At 73.7% G+C, this 15,905-nt stretch carries 11 protein-coding genes; 6 read left to right on the plus strand and 5 right to left on the minus strand.

Annotation, left to right across the window (positions count from 1 at the left end; translation table 11 throughout):
- Nucleotides 1-636: 636 nt before the first annotated feature.
- On the minus strand, nt 637-1,851 hold the full coding sequence (locus WMF33_RS31685) for an FAD-dependent monooxygenase (RefSeq protein WP_437332119.1): 1,215 nt from the start codon (nt 1,849-1,851) through the stop codon (nt 637-639).
- Nucleotides 1,852-2,045: 194 nt separating this feature from the next.
- Between WMF33_RS31685 and WMF33_RS31690 the strand changes: the two genes are divergently transcribed.
- Nucleotides 2,046-2,984, plus strand: coding sequence for a TetR/AcrR family transcriptional regulator C-terminal domain-containing protein (locus WMF33_RS31690; RefSeq protein ID WP_437332120.1), 939 nt, complete (start codon nt 2,046-2,048; stop codon nt 2,982-2,984).
- A 47-nt stretch (nt 2,985-3,031) separates the two neighbouring features.
- Here the strand turns inward: WMF33_RS31690 and WMF33_RS31695 are convergent, their stop codons facing one another.
- The gene (locus WMF33_RS31695; RefSeq protein WP_437332121.1) at nt 3,032-5,356 is read right to left on the minus strand and encodes a hypothetical protein; all 2,325 of its coding nucleotides are present in this window, start codon (nt 5,354-5,356) and stop codon (nt 3,032-3,034) included.
- A 243-nt stretch (nt 5,357-5,599) separates the two neighbouring features.
- Nucleotides 5,600-6,259 (minus strand): glutathione S-transferase family protein, encoded by a 660-nt coding sequence (locus tag WMF33_RS31700; protein WP_437332122.1) that lies wholly within the window; start codon nt 6,257-6,259, stop codon nt 5,600-5,602.
- 92 nt (nt 6,260-6,351) lie between these two features.
- Between WMF33_RS31700 and WMF33_RS31705 the strand changes: the two genes are divergently transcribed.
- The 4 genes from WMF33_RS31705 (at nt 6,352) to WMF33_RS31720 (ending at nt 10,614) form a co-directional block, all read left to right on the plus strand.
- Entirely contained in the window at nt 6,352-6,852 is a 501-nt protein-coding gene (locus WMF33_RS31705) for a winged helix-turn-helix transcriptional regulator (RefSeq protein WP_437332123.1), read from the plus strand.
- A gap of 62 nt (nt 6,853-6,914) precedes the next feature.
- Complete coding sequence (locus WMF33_RS31710; RefSeq protein WP_437332124.1) at nt 6,915-7,073, plus strand: hypothetical protein; 159 nt, start codon at nt 6,915-6,917, stop codon at nt 7,071-7,073.
- A 169-nt stretch (nt 7,074-7,242) separates the two neighbouring features.
- Nucleotides 7,243-8,850, plus strand: coding sequence for a serine/threonine protein kinase (locus WMF33_RS31715; protein WP_437332125.1), 1,608 nt, complete (start codon nt 7,243-7,245; stop codon nt 8,848-8,850).
- 402 nt (nt 8,851-9,252) lie between these two features.
- Entirely contained in the window at nt 9,253-10,614 is a 1,362-nt protein-coding gene (locus WMF33_RS31720; protein WP_437332126.1) for an SGNH/GDSL hydrolase family protein, read from the plus strand.
- 214 nt (nt 10,615-10,828) lie between these two features.
- Here the strand turns inward: WMF33_RS31720 and WMF33_RS31725 are convergent, their stop codons facing one another.
- Complete coding sequence (locus WMF33_RS31725) at nt 10,829-11,284, minus strand: GFA family protein (protein WP_437332127.1); 456 nt, start codon at nt 11,282-11,284, stop codon at nt 10,829-10,831.
- Between the two features lie 154 nt (nt 11,285-11,438).
- On the opposite strand from WMF33_RS31725, the gene WMF33_RS31730 reads away from it, so the two are divergent.
- Nucleotides 11,439-12,416 (plus strand): helix-turn-helix transcriptional regulator, encoded by a 978-nt coding sequence (locus WMF33_RS31730; protein ID WP_437332128.1) that lies wholly within the window; start codon nt 11,439-11,441, stop codon nt 12,414-12,416.
- Nucleotides 12,417-12,455: 39 nt separating this feature from the next.
- Here the strand turns inward: WMF33_RS31730 and WMF33_RS31735 are convergent, their stop codons facing one another.
- Complete coding sequence (locus WMF33_RS31735) at nt 12,456-15,788, minus strand: protein kinase domain-containing protein (protein WP_437332129.1); 3,333 nt, start codon at nt 15,786-15,788, stop codon at nt 12,456-12,458.
- Nucleotides 15,789-15,905: the final 117 nt, after the last annotated feature.

A 15,905-nucleotide genomic window follows, 5' to 3' on the forward strand; every position in this document is an offset into this window, starting at 1 on the left:
CCGCCTGGATGGATCCGCTCTCGGCCGATTCTCTCGCTGTGGAACCCCCCTTGTCCGCGTCGCACGCGGAAGCTCCTAATGCCAGCGCAATGACCATCGATCCGCACGCGCCTGCGCGTGCATCAAACCGCTGTGCCATGGCTTCTCCTTGTCCAAGGATGATCGACTTAAGACGAGCGCCGCAGTCCCCCGGGGCTGCGGGCGGCTCGAGGCGGCTTCGTCGTTGCCGGGACGCCCGGCGCAGCTGCAAGCACCGTATGTGCCATGAAACGTTCTGGGAATGTCCGGCCTGGTGCGCGGGTTGGGGGCGGGTTGGGGGAAGAGGGCGCGCGTTCTTGCGTCAGGGTTTTGCCGGATCCCGCAAAACGCTGCGCGGGGGGCGGCGTGGGGGATGGCGCGGCGCTGGGCCGACGCCGGAGTCGATCCATGGGCGGGGTCGTGCGGTGCGCGCGCGCCGCGGGGCGCGGAGGATGACGCTCTCACCGGAATGGCGACGGTTCGCCGGCGCGCCGCGACGCAATGCGGTAGTCGCCGGGGGCGCGCCGCCTCGGGGCGGCGACGGCCCCGTCGGCGTCGGTGGTCGCGGCCCGGATGCCCACGTCGTCGCTGCTGCCGCAGGCTGCGCCCACCGCCCGGTCAAGAGCTCACGAGCGCCTGCCTCCCGGGCGCCCACCGAACTGCATACTCGGGGAGCACGAAGTCGGTCGCCGCGTCCTTCACCAGGCGCTCGAAGAACCCGACCAACCGCGGCCCCGTGAGCACGCCATAGAGGGTGTTGCGGAGCCACAGGCCGGCGCCGGTCCGCGGGGCGAAGAACGAGCCGGCGCGCCGCGCGCCGGCCTGGCATCCCGTCGCGTAGGGGCGGAGCATCGATTCGTAGCGCGCGAAGGCGGCGCCGGGATCGCCGGCGCGGGCGAGCTCGCCCGCGAGGACGTACGCGCCGACGATGGCGAGCGAGGTCCCCTGTCCGCCGAGGGTGCCGCCGTAGGCGGCGTCGCCGAGCAGCGCGACTCGCCCCCTGGAATAGCTCTCCACGTGGACGGTGGCGATGCCGTCGACGTAGAGATCGGGCGCGCGGTCGAGCGCGTCGAGGACGCGAGGCACCACCCAGGACATGCCGGCAAAGGTCTGACGGAGCGACCGCTTCAGCTCGCCGCCGTCGCGGCGCTCGGCGCGCGTCAGCGGCCCACCCGCGTGGATGAGGAGCGCGCGCGCCCCCTCCGGCGATGTCGGAAATACGCCGACCGCGCGCCCGGGGACGCTGAGGATCTGCGCCTCGCGCGCCCCATCGAGGACGTTCGGCAGCGCGAACGTCGCAATCCGATAGCCGTGATGGCGGAGGAAGCGCGACTCGTCGCCGAAGACCAGCGCGCGGACGTTCGAGTGGAGGCCGTCGGCGCCGATCACGAGATCGAACGTCGCCGGCGCGCCCCGCTCGAACTCCACCGCGACCGCGTCGCCGCGCGCCTCGATGCCCGTGATCTGATCCCCGAAGCGGTAGTCGACCGCCTGCCGCGTGCGCTCGTAAAGGATGCGCACGAGATCGCCGCGCAGGATCTCGACGTCGCCCGACGCCATCACCGCCGGCAGGGTCACGCGCGGCCTCGCGGCGGGATCGAGGAGGACGATCGCGCTCGCTCGGGTGCGGTGGGCGTGGATCGGCGCCCAGAGGTCGAGCCGCTCGAGGACGGCGCGGTGGACCGGGCCGCGAAAGTCGACCGCCTGCCCACCTTCACGGAGGGCGGGCGCGCGCTCGACGACGGTGACCGCGAAGCCGAAGCGGTCGAGACAGAGCGCGAGGGCGGGGCCGGCGATCCCTGCGCCGGAGATGAGGACATGGGGTCTGTTCATCGTGGTTCCTCCAGGACGCGTACGCTGTACCAGAATGTCCGTACACTGTGCGCATCGCCCTCGACTCCGCCACCCCCATGTGCGGCTCACGCGTCGATTTGCCGTAAATGTACTAGGTCAGCGCTCGATACGCAGCTCGCTCGCGCGCAGAAGCTCATGCGTCCTCGGTCCATCTGTACTAGGACAGTGGCTCCATGGAACGAACAGGCGCCGAACCTCCGTACCGCCGCATCGCCGCCGAGCTCCGGCGTCGGATCGAATCCGGCGAGCTCCGCCCGGGCGATCGGGTGCCGTCGACCCGCGAGCTCGCGCGGGCGCACCGCGTCGCGACCGCGACCGCGGCCCACGCGCTCAAGGAGCTCGCCGACGCCGGCCTCGTCCGCGGCGTCGCGCGCGTCGGCACCGTCGTCGCGCAGGTCCGCCAGCGGGCCCCGCGCGAGCACGAGCTGACGCGCGCGCGCATCGTCGAGGCCGCGATCGCGATCGCCGACGCCGAGGGGTTCGGCGCGCTGTCGCTCCGCGGGGTCGCGGCGAAGCTCGGCGCGCCGGTGATGTCGCTCTACCGCCACGTCGCCAGCAAGGAGGAGCTCGTCTCGCTCATGACCGACGCCGCGTTCGGCGAGGCGGCGCTGCCGGCGACGGTGCCGCTCGGCTGGCGGGCCCAGCTCGAGGCCTCGGCGCGCGTCCAGTGGGCCGCCTTCCGCCGGCACCCCTGGCTCGCGCGCGTCATCAACATGACCCGGCCCGAGCCGCTCCCGAACGCGATCGCGCACGCGGAGTGGATCCTCCGGGCGCTCGACGGCCACGGCCTCGACGCCGCGGAGCGGATGAAGCTCCACATCATCCTCTACGGTTTTCTCCAGGGGATCGCGACGAACCTGGAGGCCGAGGTCGACGCGACGAGCGCGACGGGGATGACGGACGACGAGTGGATGGCGGGGCGGGTCGCGCAGTTCCATGCCCTCGCGGCGTCGGGGCGCTACCCCGCGTTCGCGCGCGTCCTCGACGCGTTCGCCGGGACCGGGGGCTTCAGCCTGGACTTCGATGAGCTGTTCGCCCTCGGCTTGCGCGCCCTGCTCGACGGGTTCGCCCGCGTGATCGAGCGCGCGCCGAAGGGAGCCCGCGCTCGCTGACGCAGGCGGAGCGCGCCGCCCCCCGTCGCCCCGGGGCCCTCAAGCCCTCACCCGCCCGCCGCGTCCACCATCGCCCGCAGGAGCGGCGGCATCCTCCGCGCGTCGCACGGCGCCTTCACCGCCCTTCCCGCCACTACCGCGCTCATCTGGCACATCCCCTGTCGCGGCAGGTGATCCATCCAGTAGAGGTCGAACCTGTCCTCGTGCAGCACCCGCCGCACCATCGGCTCGAGCGGCAACATCAGCCCTTCCCGGAAGCGCGCCAGATACACCACGTTCGACAGCCGCACCGGCGAGTTCAGCCCGATGCGCCGCCGCGTCCCCGACGCGAACGGCCCGGTGTGATCGATGAACTCCACCGTCTGGAGATCGCCATAGAGATCCGGCTCGGTCTTCTCGACCGTCACCAGGGTCCACGCGCAGAGCGGCCGCTGCGCCCGCAGGAGCGCGCGGGTCATCTGCTCGAAATCGGGCAGATCCGCGGCCGCGCGCGCCTCGGTGTAGTGGCCATGCGCGAACTGGTTGCGCTCGGCCTGCATCAGGTTCGAGAGCGTCTCGAACGTCTGGTTGTGCGACAGCTTGACGTCGAGCACCTCCCTCGCCATCGAGCCGATCGGATCGTCGCGATCCCCGAACGCCCGCGCGGCCGTGCGCGCGAGCTCGCGCCACGCGCCGAGCGCGAGGCCGTCGCGCGTGCGCGTGCGGCCGTAGAAGTCGAGCACCGCGCCCCACCCGGGCGGCGGCCCGCCCGCGCCGCCGCCGCGCCCCGACCCGGGCGGCGCGCTGCCGCCGCTGAAGAAGGCCGACACGAGCACCGTCGCGATGAAGCGCCACGTGCCCTCGAGCACGTCGAACAGCATCTTCACCCGCTCGATCGCGCTCGACGCCCCGATCGCCGCCCGCACCCTCCCCGCGATCGGGTACGGCAGCCCGCCGCTCAGCGCCGAGAGCACCCCGTGCGGATCGCCGCACTCGCGCGCGATCTCCGCCGCCCGCGCGCCCGCGTCGGCGCCGTGCAGGAGCTCCCACGACAGCGTCCGCGCGTGCTCGACCCGGCCGTCCAGGATCGGCGGCCGAGCGTGCCAGTCGCACTGCACCGCGCTCGCCATCGCCGCCGGATCCGCCTTCCGGGGCACGCACGCGGCGACCACGCCGGGCGCGAGCGGCGCGATGAGCGCGCCGGCGCCCGCGTGGCTCGCGACGACCGCCGCGAGCTCCTGCGCGAGCGCGCCGATGACGTGCGGGCCGACGCCGGACAGCGCGCTCTGCTCCTCGATGCCGAACAGGACCGTCGCCCGGCGCCCGCTCCGCGACGCCTCGATCACCTCGACCGGCGCGGCGAACCGCGCGCTCGCCGCGCCGTCGCGGAGCTCCGTCACGGGGGTGGACGCCCCGGGGCCGCTCCGCTCGCGCTCGGCCGCGAGCGAGGCGATGGCGTGGAGGCCGAGCTCGACCTCGCGGCCGGCGACGTCCGCCTCCCCGGCGATCGCGAAGGTGCCGCACGCGAACGGCCCGAGCCCGGAGGCCTCCACGGCCTCCAGCGCGCGCCGGGCCGAGGCCGCCGCCTCCGCGGCGCCGCCCCGCGCGAGCACCACCGCGGTGCCGTCCGCGTCGCCGACCGGCAGGTCCGGCCAGAGCCGGTGCACCGCGACGAGCGCGGCCGCGGCGCGCGGCGGCGCGCCCGCCCCGATCGGCCGGAGCAGGACGAGCGCGCCCTGGCCTTTGCGCGCGAGCAGCGACGCGCACTCCTGCTCCAGGCCGGCGCGCGCGAGCAGGCCCGTCGCCGGATCGACCGCGCCGGCGGGGACCGACAGCGCGGCGTAGCGGCGGTCGAAGAACGTCGCGCGCATGCCGCCGACGCAGACGAAGGTGCCGTGCACGAGCGGCGACTCCTCCCCGCGCGCGAGGTGCCGCGCGCCGACCTGCACGGGCACGCTGCACTCCTCGCGGCGGCGCAGCCACCAGCGCACGCCGTCGTGGCGCAGCGTGGCCGCGAGCCGCGACGCGACGTCGGGGTAGACGAGCTCGTTGCGCTCGTCGCCGACGCGCTCCGCGCGGCCGAGCCGCAGCACGCCGACCGGCTCGAGCCGGAGCTCGTGGAGGTAGCCGTCGCGCCCCTCGATCCGCAGCCGATCCGGCGCGGCCACCTCGCCGCGCCACAGCGAGAACCCGGGCGACTGCGTGAGCCAGAGCGTGGCGCCGCCCGCGGCGACCGAGCGCAGCTCGGCCCCGGGCGCGCCGTCGGGGGCGCTCGCCGCGGGGGGCGAGGCGCTGTCGGCGGGCGGGAGGCTGTCCGCGGGCGGGAGGCTGTCCGCGGGCGGGTTGGTCGCGCCCGCCGGGAGACCCCGGCCGCTGTCTCGTGCGCCCGTCACGCGTGCCTGTCCATGAGGATGCCCAGGGGCCGCGCCGTCCGAGCGCCCGGCGGGCCCTTCGAGCGATTACCGCACCGCGCCACGGCAAATTCAACGCAAATGTGCCGCGGCACATTCCTCGAGTGCCGCCCGCCCCTCCGCCCGCTCGCCCGCATCGTCCGCGGCGGCCGGCTGCCTCGACTGCGATTGACGCGCTGGAGGTGCGTCGACCGCGATTTGCGCCGGCGCTCGCGGCGCGGAGCCTCAATCCCGGTCCGGCGCTCCCAGGGGGAAGAGCGGCCGGAACTGCCGCGCCTCCTCCACCGCGCGGGCGATGGACGGGTGCGCGAGCAACCGCGCGCGGTAGGCGCGCAGCACGGGAAACGCCTCGGAGATCCGGTGCGTCCAGTCCGCGTAGAACAGCGAGGGCGCGGCCGCGCAGTCCGCCATCGTGAAGTCGGCGCCAGCGGCCCAGGTCCTGCCGGCGAGCTGCCCTTCGAGCCAGGCGTAGGCGAGCTCCAGCTTCGTCGCGGCATGGGCCAGCCCTTCCTGGCGCTTCACCGGATCACCCGTCAGCGCGCCGTCGACCGCGCGCTGCATCGGCGTCATGACGTGCAGGTCGAAGAAGCGGTCGAGAAAGCGCACGTCGAGCGCGGCCATCGGGTCCGCGGGCAGCAGGCGCGCTGGCCCGGGATGCGCGAGCTGCAGATACTCGATGATGATGCTGGTCTCGACGACGTTGCGCTCGCCGTCCACAAGCAGCGGGAACTTGCGCAGCGGCCAGCGCTGCAGCCACTCGGCCGCGTGCTGCGGCGTGTCCGGCCCGAGGCAGCGGAACTCGAAGGGTGTGCCGTTCTCGTACAGCGCAATGAGCACCTTCTGCGTGTACGAGGAGAAGGGGTGACCGTACAGCGCGAGCGACATCGTGGGACTCCTGGTTCAGGCCACTTGCAAATTGCAACTGGTCCGCACCCTACGCCTACCGCTTGCGGTTTGCAAGTACTAGTCTCAGGAGCATGGCCGTGCCGCAGACAGGACGATCCGGCTGCCCGATCAACCTGACGCTCGAACAGCTCGGCGACCGCTGGAGCCTGATCGTCATCCGCGACGTCATGTTCGGGAACAGGCGCAGCTACGGCGAGCTGCTCGCGCAGAGCGAGGAAGGCATCGCCTCGAACATCCTCGCGGACCGGCTGAAGCGCCTGACCGCGTCCGGCCTGCTGACGCGACGCTCCGATCCGCAACACCGGCAGAAGGGGATCTACAGCCTCACGGAAGCGGCCATCCAGCTCGTGCCGCTGCTCGCGCACATGGGGGCCTGGGGCCGCCGCCACACGCGCCCGAGCAAGGAGCTGTCCGTGCGCGCGGAGCTGCTGGAAAAGGGCGGCGCGCCGCTCTGGGACGCCTTCATGGACGAGCTGCGCCACCTGCATCTCGGCGCGCCGCGTCCGGCGCGCTCGGTGTTCGGCGAGCTGCAGGCCGCCTACGAGAAGGCGCTGGCGCGCCGCGCCCGCTGAGGGACGTCGAGGGGGGGCCGCCCGCCGGCTGGCAGACCCCGAGCTTCGGCAGGCGCGTCGCCGTGGCCCAGTACAACGCGAAGGTGGTGGTGACGAGCCGCTCTCAGCACTTCCTGTCGGACCGGCAGGTCCCGATGGCGCTGGCCCAGCGGGCGGCGCTCATCCAGGGCCACCGCCTGACGAAGCTCTCGCCGTTCACGAAAGAGCAGATTCACCGCTAGATTGGGATCGCGCACGGGCCAGAAAGCCGTGCTTGAAAGTTCGAGGGTGCTCGGCTCCTGGATTCAGGCCCTGCCTGAGCGCATCGAGTAAACAGGGGAACCTCGGCCACGGAGACACCTGAACCCGTCGAGGTCGCTGGTGGCGCGGTCAGGAGCCAACGCCGCAGGTGTGGGCGGAACGCTGTTGCGTCCGGGCGCCCGCATCCTTTACGCTATCCATGTCTTGATCGGCCAGCTCCACGACGGGAAATACCGGATTATCCGCTTGCTCGGGCAAGGCGGGATGGGCGCGGTCTACGAGGCCGAGCACGCAGAGACCGGTGAGCACGTCGCGCTCAAGTGCATGGATGGATCCCTCCTGGTCCCGGGCAAGAGCAGCGTGGAACGCTTCCACCGCGAGGCGAAAGCCATGGGCGCCATGGACACCGAGCACATAGTCCGGGTGCTCGATTCAGGCACGGATCCGGAGACCAAAGCGCCTTATCTGGTGATGGATCTCCTGGAAGGGGAGGACCTCCAGCAGCTGCTCGATAGGATCGGGTGCCTCGAGCCCGACACCGCCCTCCGTATCGCGGCGCAGGTCTGCCTCGGCCTCCAGAAGGCTCACGAAGCGGGCGTCGTGCACCGGGATATCAAGCCTGCCAACCTCTTCCTCGCCCGGCACCGTGAGGGCGAGATCATCGTCAGGATCCTCGACTTCGGGATCGCCAAGATCAAGCGTGAGCCCCATCAGGTCGGCCCGACCACGGGCCTCACCCGCACCGGAGGGATCCTCGGCTCGCCGCTCTACATGTCGCCCGAGCAGGCCCGGGGGATCAGCGACATCGACTACCGCACGGACATCTGGTCGCTCGGGATGGTGCTCTACCGTGCCCTCGCGGGGAAGCTCCCATACGAGCATATCGGCGGCTTCGGCGACCTGATCATCGCGATCTGCTCGCAGCCGCCGCCCTCGATCCAGGCGCTCGCGCCCTGGGTCCGAACGGAGGCGGCGTCCGTGGTGCACGGCGCGCTCCGGCTCGACACGGGCGAGCGATTCCCCACCGCGGCGGCGATGCTCGACGCACTACGATCGCTGCTGCCCGACGGCTTCGATCTGCGGGACGAGCTCCTGGTCCCCGTCAGCGTGGCGACGCGCGCAGCGGTGACGGCCCCGCTTCCGGCGGTGCGCACCGCGGACGACGCGGACCGGCCGCTCGTGAGCCCCGTCGTGCGCGGGGAGCTCGGCGACGACGACACGACCATCGTCGCGGAGTCTCCCAGCCTCGGCTCCAGCACGACGGTGCACGTCGAGCCCTGGCGCCTGGTCGCGCAACACACGGACTACATCCTGGCGAGCTGGCGCCAGATCTTCTGCGTCATCTGGCGCCAGGAGACGACCGAAGAAGGAGTTCGCCGCTTCTCCGACGCGTGTAAGAAGTTCTCAAAGCAACATCCGCGCGGCATAGGGCTGCTCACCGTCATCGAGCGCGGGGCGTCGTTCCCTCCGGCACGTGTGCGCGAGGCGATTTCGGCGTTCCTCGCGGAGGCGAGCGCGTTCGTCAGATGCTCGGCAGTCGTCGTCGAAGGAGCAGGCTTCCAGGGGGCAGCGATGCGCAGCATCGTAACAGGACTCACCCTCGTAGCCCGCCAGCGATACCCGCACAGGGTGTGCGATCTGAGGAAAGCCGCGCTGATGTTCGCCGAGAGCTTGCCCGCGGCGACGGGCGTCGACGTGAGCGACGACGCTTTCAGAGCGTCGCTCGACAGGCTGCGCGAGACCGTCGGCCGCCGGTGAGCCGTCGATGCTGGAGCCATGTAACGGCGTGCCCCCCCACACGGCTCCGGGCGGTGGGCTCCGCATCGGCCTGCTGGGCCGCGTCGGACGGGCTCCCCGCAGGCCGTGCGCCGGCGGCGGCTCCCTTGATACGGGCAAGGTTCGATACAGCGTCACTTTTCCAGCATGGAGGGGTCAAGCCGCGGTACGAACGCGCTGTCCACCCGGCGCCGCTCGCCCAGCTCGGGCTTGACGCCCCCGAGGCGTTTGCCTCTCCTGCTTCCCGCGCCGGCATCCTGCCCGCCGGGCGCGCCCATGGCGACAGCTCCGACCCAGCGTGTGCAGATCCGGGCCAATGAACCTGCATCCCCCGAAACCCGGGGGCGTTTCCCGCGTTCCACGCGAACCACCAAGAGAGAACCCATGGCAGATCGACAGACACCCCACGGAGTCACCCCGGAGCGCCGCACGACCTCGCGCTCCTCGCTCAAGCTGCCGAGGCCGAAGCTCGGCCGCCCGCCGCGCGCTTCCTTCCTCGCCGCGGTGGTCGCGCTGATCGCCGGCGCATGGAGCCGCCCCGCCCTCGCCGCCGATCCGGCGACCGACGGGCGATGGGTCTCCGCATGGCACGCCAGCGCGACGCCGGGCGGCACCTTCAACTCGCAGGATTGCCCCTCGGACGTCGGCCTCTCCGGCCAGACGGTCCGGAACATCGTCCGCCTGAGCACCGGCGGGAGCTCGGTGCGCGTGCGGATCTCCAACGCCGGCGGCAGCGAGCCGCTCAGGGTGGGCGCGGCGTCGGTCGCCGCCTCCGCGGGCGGCGCTGCCACCGTCGCCGGGTCGTCGAAGCCGCTGCGCTTCGCGGGCCAGGCCTCGATCGTCATCGCCGCCGGCGGCGAGGCGGTGAGCGACCCCGTGGCCATGAACGTGCAGGCCCTCCAGACGCTGGCGGTGAACATCCACCTGCCGGCCAAGACCGGGCCGGCCACGCAACACTACTTCGCGGCGCAGGACAGCTTCCTCGCCGCGGGCAATCAGACGGGCGCCGGCGCCGACAAGCAGTTCACGCGGAAGATCTCGTGCTGGATGTTCCTGTCGGGCGTCGACGTCAAGGCCGCGCCGAACGTCGTCGGCACCCTGATCGCGCTCGGCGACTCGATCACCGACGGATACCTCTCGACCAAGAACACCAACCAGCGCTACCCCGACTTCCTCGCGCAGCGCCTGGCCAGCCGGAAGGGGCAGACCCTCTCCGTGGTCAACGCCGGGATCATCGGGAACGAGCTGCTCACCGTCCGCCCCCAGCTCCAGTTCGGCTACCCCGTCCCGGCCCGCCTCGCGCGCGACGTGCTGACCCAGCCGGGCGCGCGCGCCGTCATCCTGCTGGCGGGCATCAACGACATCGGCGACCGCTCCGCCAAGGCCGCGGATCTGATCCCGGTCTACCAGCAGATCATCCAGGCGGCCCGCGCCGCCGGGCTGAAGATCTACGGCGGCACCCTGGTGCCGTTCGCCGGCTCGACCGGGACCTACAAGGGCGATTATGGAACCGCCAAGGGCGAGCAGGAGCGGCAGAAGCTGAACACCTGGATCCGCACGAGCGGCGCCTTCGACGGCGTGATCGACTTCGACAAGGCGGTGCGCGACCCGGCCGACCCGAGCCGCCTGCTCCCGGCCTACGACGCGGACAAGCTGCACCCGAACGACGCCGGCTACCAGGCGATGGCCAACGCCGTGAACCTGGACGCGATCATCGGCGACGTCGTCAAGGCGACCTCGCCGTAACACCGCGCCGCCCTCCCCCCATCACGACCAGCAACGGCTCCGCCGGTCGCGTCGACCTCGCCCCCCCGCCGCCGTCTTCCGGCGCCTCGCCCTCGGTCGTCGCAAACCCTGCGGCGCGGGCCGTACCTTCACGATCCGCGGCCTCCCTGCGTCGGAACGATGCGACGACGGCACCTGAAGCGAGCGCCCGACGAGCCCCTGGGCGCGCTTCGCCTCAAGCTCTCTTCGCGGCCGTGACCGGATCCACGTACGGCGCGGCGGCGAGCTGCTCCCAGGTGTCGTGGAGCCCGTCGAGGTACACGACCGGGACCCCGGTGAGGTCCGCGCCGTCGAGGCAGTTCAGGTTGACCGAGCAGTACTCTCCGCCGAGCTCCGGCAGGTTTCCGTGCCCGAAGACGCGGACTCCGCAGGTCTTGCAGAACCGGGAGTGACCGGCCTCGGACCGCGAGCAGTCGCCGAGGACCTCCCCGCCGGCGACGAGGCGGAAGGCGCTCGGCTTCATGATGACGCCCCACCACCTCGTCTTCGTGCAGATGGTGCAATTGCACTGCGTCGTCCCGGCGCTCGGGTCGAAGTCGGCCTCGAAGCGAACGGCGCGGCAGGCGCAGCTCCCCCGGTAGGTGCCCATGCCGGGGGTCGTCGTGGTGTGCGCGGAAGCGGCGTTGCTCATGGCGATAGCTCCAGGGGGTTTGGGGGGCGGGACGCCTCCGAGCGCCTCGCCCGCGGGATGAGAGGAAGCTACACTCAATTGCGGACAGATTCGGTCCGCGATGTCGCGCGATGTTGCGCGACGTCGCGCGACGTCGAACGATGAGGTGCGGCGCATGATCCAGACCTCCGCGCGGCTGCTGAAGCTGCTGTCGCTCCTGCAGTCCCGGCGCTTCTGGACGGGCGGGGAGCTCGCCGGCGCGCTCGAGATCACCGAGCGCAGCCTCCGGCGCGACGTGGACCGGCTCCGGAGCCTCGGGTACCCGGTGCACGCGGCCCCGGGCGTCGGCGGCGGATACCAGCTCGGCGCCGGCAAGGAGCTGCCGCCGCTGCCGCTCGAGGACGACGAGGCCGTCGCCGTGGCCGTGGGGCTGCGCGCGGCGGCGACCGGCCCCGCGCGGGGGCTGGAGGAGGCGGCGGTCCGCGCGCTCGCGAAGCTCGAGCAGGTGCTCCCGAAGCGGCTCCGGCGCAAGGTGAGCGCGCTCTCGGCCGTGAGCGTGCGGCTCGGCGACGGCGGGCCCACGTTCGACGCGGACGCGCTCGCCGCGCTCGCGAACGCGTGCCGCGACGCCGAGGTCCTGCGCTTCGACTACACGAGCTACGGCGGCGCGGCGAGCGCGCGCGCCGTCGAGCCCTACCGGCTCGTGCACACGAGCCACCGCTGGTACCTCCTCGCGTACGACCTCGATCGCGCGGAGTGGCGGACGTTCCGCGTCGATCGCATCGAGGGCAGGCCGAGGGCCGGGGGGCGGTTCAAGCCGCGCCCGCTGCCCGCCGAGGACGTGGCCGCCTACGTGTCGCAGTCGGTCTCGGTCGACGCGTACCGCTTCCGCGCGCGCGCGACGGTGCACGCCCCCGCGGACGTGGCCTCGGCGCAGCTCTCCGGCACGGCGTGGCGCGTCGAGCCGCTCGGGCCGGACCGCTGCGTGGTCCACACCGGCGGCGCGACCCTCGACGCGCTCGCGTTCCACTTCGCGTTCCTGGGGTTCGAGTTCGAGGTGCACGAGCCGGAGGAGCTCGTCGACCTCCTCCGCCGCCTCTCCGAGCGCCTCGGCCGGGCCGCGGCGGCGCCGCGCGACCCGGGCGCGCGCTGAGGGAGCGAGGCCCGCTCCACCCGCGCGGCGCGACCCCGCTCAGTCCGAGAGCGCCGCCGCCACCGTCGCGTCGAGCCCGGCCTCCCGGCCCTCGGCGAGGCGCGCGTCGTGGACGGCGGCCCCGAGCGCCGCCCGCGCGGCGTCGGCGCACGCGGCGAGCGCCGGCCGCTCGATGGGCGGCACCGGCGTGCCGATGGCCTCGCGGAGCGCCGCCGCGCCGCCGAGCAGGCGGGCGCCGCGCTCCGGCCTCCCCGCCCGCACCGCCGCGCGCGCGAGCGCCTCCAGGACGCTCGCCGACCGCCAGAGATCGCCGAGCTCCCGGTGCAGCCTGAGGCTCGCCCGCAGCCGCCGCCCCGCGAGGGCGAGATCGCCGCGCTCGATCGCGACGAGGCCCAGGATGTTGCTCGTCCAGGCGATCCCCTCCTTGAACTTCACCGCCCGCGACAGGCCCTCGCTCTCCTCGCAGAGGCGGGACGCCTCGTCGAGATCCCCGCGGTAGAACGCCGCGCAGCCGAGGTAGAGCAGCGCCGTCGCGGTCCCCTCGCGATCGCCCCCGCGCCGCAGCTCGGGCAGCGCCAGGCGGCACGCGCCCTCCGCGCGCGCGGTGTCGCCCGAGAGCCACGCCGCGAACCCCGAGTAGCCGAGCGCGCGCGCCGCCTCGAGCGTGTCGCCGCGGCGCGTGGCCAGCGCGAGGCTCTCGCCGTGCAGGGAGAGCGCGCGCTCGTAGTCGCCCTGCTCGCGGGCGACGCTCCCGAGGATCTGGACCACCGAGGCGAGCCCGCGCTCGTCCCCGAGCTCGCGGTAGAGCGCCGCGCCCCGCTCGAGCAGCGCGCGCGCCTCGCGGTAGTCGCACTGGAGGAGCGCGAGCGTCCCCGCGCCCCGGAGCGCCGAGGCCACGTGCTCGGGCGCGACGCCCGCCGCGCCCGCGAGCGCCCGCGCGAGCCACGCGCGGCCCTCCTGGTAGTGCCCGTGGATGTACCAGAACCGCGAGAGCGCGGCCGCGAGGCGGACCGGCGCGCCCGCGTCGCGCGCGTCGCCCGGCTCGAGCGCGAGCTCCAGGGCGAGGCGGAGGTTGTCATGCTCGAGCTCGAGGGCCGCGAGCCACGCGGCCTGCTCGGGCCCGCGGAGCGCCTCGGCCGCGCGCTCGGCGAGCTCCAGCGAGAGCTCCACGAAGCGCCGGTTGCACGCCGCGGCGGCGCCCTCCTCCGCGAGCCGGTCGAGGCCGTACTCGCGGAGGATCGCGAGCATCTGGAACCGGGGCTCCTCGCCCGCGACCGGGAGCAGGAGGCTCTTGTCGACGAGCGACTCGAGGATCGCGAGCGTGTCGAGCGCCGGGTCGCGGAAGGCGCACATCTGGTCCGCCATGGCCAGCGAGAAGCCGCCTGCGAACACGGCGAGCGTGCGGAAAGCGAGCTGCTCCTCCGGCAAGAGGAGGCCGTAGCTCCAGTCGATGGCGGCGCGCATGGTCTGCTGGCGCTCGGGCAGATCGCGCGCGCCGCCCGTGAGCAGGCGGAACGAGCCCGCGGCGGGCGAGGCGCGGCCGGCCGCGCCGCGGTCGCGGAGGCGCGCGAGCAGCGCCGCGGGGGTGAGGACCTTGAGGCGCGACGCGGCGAGCTCGATCGCGAGCGGCAGGCCGTCGAGGCGCGCGCAGATCTCCACGACGTCGGCGACGTTGTCGGGGCCGAGCTGGAAGCCGGGGTTGATCGCGGAGGCCCGGCGGCAGAACAGGCTCACCGCGGAGCTGGCCAGCGCCGCAGAGGCGGTGATCTCGCGCGGCTCGGGCACCTCCAGCGGCGGTACGACGTAGCGCCGCTCGCCCGAGAGGTTCAGCGCGGCGCGGCTCGTCACGAGGAGCGACAGGCGCGGGCAGCTCGCGGCGAGGTGCGCGACCACCGGCGCCGCGGCGGTCAGGTGCTCGAGGTTGTCGAGCACGAGCAGGTGCCGCCGGTCGCGGAGGAAGTGCGCCACGCGCTCCAGATCCGGCCGCGCGCCGCCCTCGCCGAGGCTGAGCGCCTGCGCGATCGCCGAGGGGACGAGCGCCGGCTCGCGCAGCGACGCGAGGGGGACGAAGCAGACGCCGCCGGAGAACGCGGGGACGAGGTCCTCGGCGACCTGGAGCGCGAGCCGGGTCTTGCCGGTGCCGCCGACGCCGGTGAGGGTGAGCAGGCCGGCCTTCGGCTCGAGCAGGAGCGAGGCGATCTCGGCGCGCTCGCGGGCGCGGCCCACGAACGGCGTGCGCTGGACCGGCAGGTTGTGGCGCGGCCGCTCGGTCGCCGGAGAGCCGCCCAGCGGCGGCGAGGCGCCCAGCGGCGGCGAGGGCAGGCCGGGATCCCGAGGGTTGCAGGCGGCCTCGCGGAGCGTGCCGCCGGCGAGCGGATCCGGGGGCGCCTCGACCGTCCCCGCGAGCTCCATCGTGTCGGTGCGGAGCATGTCCGTGGCCGCGGGGCCTCCCGGCGACCACGGCTCCCCCGCGCCGGGCGGCTCGGTGGGGACGCCGGCCGCCGCGAGCGCGGCGCCCAGGGCGAGGCTCTGCTCGCGGACCGAAGGGAAGCGCGCGGCCGGGTCGCGGTCGCACGACCGCAGGAACCACGCGTCGAACGCGGGCGGGAGCCACCGCCAGCGCGACGACGGCGGGTAGAGCCGCATGACGAGCAGCGCCACCATCAGCTCGGCCATGCTGTTCGCGGTCCAGTAGATGTCGCCGGTCAGGAGGCGCACGGCGATGAGCCCGATCGCCCACACGTCGGCCGCGGGGCCGAGCTGGTCCGAGCGCCCTCGCGCCTGCTCGGGCGCCATGTAGATGGGCGTGCCGATGGCCGTGCCCGTCGCCGTGAGGCCGCCCGACGCGCCGAGCGCGCCGGGGTCGACCTCCTTGACCAGCCCGAGGTCGAGGATCTTCACGCGCTCCCGCCCGTCGTCGCCGATCGCGAGGAAGAGGTTCGCGGGCTTGAGGTCGCGGTGGAAGAGGCCCTGCGCGTGGGCGACCTCGAGGGCGTCGGCGACCTCGCCGAGCCAGCGCTGCACCTCGGCGGGCGAGCGCCTGCCGTGGGTGGTGACGAGGTGCTCGAGGTCGTGGCCCCGGAGCAGCTCCATCACGAGGAAGGGCGCGCCGTCGAGCTCGGGGGCGACGCCGGCGTCGAGCATGCGCACGAACCCGGGCGCGTCGAGGAGCCGCATCGCCCGGATCTCGCGCTGGAAGCGGGAGGCCGCCGCGTCGCCGGCCGACGGCGTCCGGAGCAGGACCTTCACCGCGACCCGGCCGCCTCCGTCGAGGTCATCGGCCATGTAGACCGCGCCCGCGCCGCCCCGGCCGATCTCGCTCAGGAGACGGTAGCGGCCACCGAGGACGGTCAGGCGATCTGGGGAGCGCATGGGGCGGCCGCGGTGGGGACGATTTCGCGAGGGCCGCGGCGCCGGCACTTTACCATACGGCGCCCGCGCGCCGCCGTCGGCCACCTCCCCCGCCGTTCGACGGTGAGGTGTCGGCGG

The sequence above is a fragment of the Sorangium sp. So ce394 genome, from assembly GCF_051474665.1.
Lineage (GTDB): Bacteria > Myxococcota_A > Polyangia > Polyangiales > Polyangiaceae > Sorangium > Sorangium cellulosum_D.